Below are 2,428 nucleotides of genomic sequence, written 5' to 3'. Positions count from 1 at the left end.
ATCGTGCGCCAGATGAACCGCATCATGAAGCCGAAGTCGGTGGCGGTGATCGGCGCCTCCGCCGAGACCGGCAAGATCGGCAACTCGGTGATGAAGAACCTGATCAACGGCGGCTACAAGGGCGAGATCTATCCGATCCATCCCAAGGCCGATGAGATCATGGGCAAGAAGGTTTACAAGTCGATCAAGGACGTGCCCGGCGAGGTCGATATTGCCGTGTTCGCGATTCCGGCCAACTTCGTGGCGGCGGCGCTGACCGAATGCGGCGAGAAGAAAGTGGTCGGCGCGATCCTCATTCCATCGGGCTATGCCGAAACCGGCAACATGAAGGGCCAGGAAGAGATCCAGGCGATCGGTCAGAAATACGGCGTCCGCCTGATGGGGCCGAACATCTACGGTTTCTACTACACCCACGCCAATCTGTGCGCGACGTTCTGCACCGCCTATGACGTCAAGGGCTCGGCGGCGCTGTCGTCTCAGTCCGGCGGCATCGGCATGGCGATCATCGGCTTCTCGCGTTCCGCCAAGATGGGCGTCTCGGCAATCGTCGGCCTCGGCAACAAGTCGGATATCGACGAGGACGATCTTCTGACGTTCTTTGAGCAGGACGACAACACCCAGATCATCGCACAGCATTGCGAGGATTTGAAAGACGGCCGCGCCTTCGCCGAAGTGGCAAAGCGCGTCTCGAAGAAGAAGCCGATCGTGGTGCTGAAGGCGGGCCGCACCTCGGCCGGCGCCAAGGCCGCGAGTTCCCACACCGGGGCCCTTGCCGGCAACGACAAGATCTACGAGGACGTGTTCAACCAGTCCGGCGTGATCCGAGCCCGCTCGCTGCGCGACATGTTGGAATTTGCCCGCGGCATCCCGGTGCTGCCGACGCCGAAGGGCGAAAACGTCGTCATCATCACCGGCGCGGGCGGCTCAGGCGTGCTGCTGTCGGACGCCTGCATCGACAACAAATTGTCGTTGATGCAAATCCCGCCGGACCTCGACGCGGCGTTCCGAAAATTCATCCCGCCGTTCGGCGCCGCCGGCAACCCGGTCGACATCACCGGCGGCGAGCCGCCGATCACCTATGTCAACACCGTGAAACTTGGCCTCGAAGATCCGCGCATTCATTCGCTGATCCTCGGCTACTGGCACACCATCGTGACGCCGCCGATGGTGTTCGCCAGGAACATGGTCGAGGTCAAGAACGCGATGAAGGCCAAGGGCATCGAGAAGCCGATCGTGGCGTCGCTCGCCGGCGATATCGAGGTCGAGGAGGCCGCCGATTATCTCTACCAGAACGGCATCGTGGCATACGCATATTCGACGGAGATTCCGGTCGCGGTGCTCGGCGCGAAGTACAAGTGGGCCCGCGGCGCGGGGCTGCTCTAAACGAAACTCGTCATGGCCGAGCTCTTCCCGGCCATCCACGTCTTCGTGCCGCGAACTGTTGGACGTGGATGCCCGGGACAAGCCCGGGCATGACGACTTCAGGCATCGTTTTTCGATCGACGCATCAGCTGCATCAACCAATCCAACACCGCCGCCACCGCAATTCCCGCGCAGGCCGCTAGCGCATCGACGATAAAATCTTGCAACCGCGCGTGCCGGCCCGGCATCCAGACTTGCAACCTCTCGAGCACGCCGATCAGAACGACGGCAACGCCTGCGGTGAGCAGCCGATGGCGGGCGTAAGCCAGACCGAACGCCATTCCGACTAGAACGAAGGCCAGTGCATGCTCGCCATCCTGGCCGAGTTCGGAATGCGGCCGGTATCGCGGCGGCCCCAGCGTTGCGAAGACGACGGCAGCGGTCAGGAGCCAGGCGATGACCCGTAAGACGAGTGTCATTCGTTCCGGATAGCACGATTCCTTATTCGGAATCGTCAACCCGTCTTCACTTCCTGCCGCACGCTTAACCCGCGCATAAATCGCTCGCGGATTTGCACAGGATCGCGGTCGGTGGTGCCCGACGCCGGGCTTGTCGTCGATCCGCAGCGCGATCAGTGTCGGACGGTTGCGACAAGCGATTGATCGATCAGCCTTTCAAAATCTTCCTCGTCGGCGGCCCATGCGCTGTTCGCAATTCCGCAACCCTGCGCGATGGCGACGATATCGGATGATGCGGCGGCGGGTGTCGGCTGTGCGCCGGTGATCTGGTAGATGCCGTTGTCCATCACGATCAGGCTGAGATTCTTCGGCGACAGCGACGCGATGGTGGAGAGGCAACCGAGCTGCATCAGCAGCGAACCATCACCTTCCAGCGCAAAAATGCGGCGCTTCGGCTGCGCCAGTGCGACGCCGAGAGCGATCGGGAACGCCAGGCCCATGCTTCCCAGCATGTAAAAATTCTGCGGACGATGGCCGGCGGCCCAGAGGTCGAAATTCGTGTTGCCGATGCCTCCGACGACGGCCTCGTCCTTCGTCAGCTTCGCAAC

The 2,428-nt window shown here is 62.0% G+C and carries 2 protein-coding genes and 1 pseudogene; 1 reads left to right on the top strand and 2 read right to left on the bottom strand.

The window, feature by feature from the left end; translation table 11 throughout:
* Window positions 1–1,383: CoA-binding protein (locus VGP39_RS22940; protein WP_327570383.1), on the top strand; the 1,383-nt coding region annotated here is incomplete at its 5' end.
* Window positions 1,384–1,481: 98 nt separating this feature from the next.
* Here the strand turns inward: VGP39_RS22940 and VGP39_RS22935 are convergent.
* Together VGP39_RS22935 and VGP39_RS22930 are read right to left on the bottom strand one after the other, a co-directional pair.
* The gene (locus VGP39_RS22935) at window positions 1,482–1,841 is read right to left on the bottom strand and encodes a VanZ family protein (protein WP_327570382.1); all 360 of its coding nucleotides are present in this window, start codon (window positions 1,839–1,841) and stop codon (window positions 1,482–1,484) included.
* A gap of 35 nt (window positions 1,842–1,876) precedes the next feature.
* Window positions 1,877–2,428, bottom strand: a pseudogene (locus VGP39_RS22930) (thiamine pyrophosphate-dependent enzyme); the annotation flags it as partial.

Source organism: Bradyrhizobium sp., from assembly GCF_036009065.1.
In the GTDB taxonomy this organism is placed as follows: Bacteria; Pseudomonadota; Alphaproteobacteria; order Rhizobiales; family Xanthobacteraceae; genus Bradyrhizobium.
The sequence above is the reverse complement of the archived record's forward strand: the minus strand, read 5'-3'. Positions and strand labels throughout refer to the sequence as shown.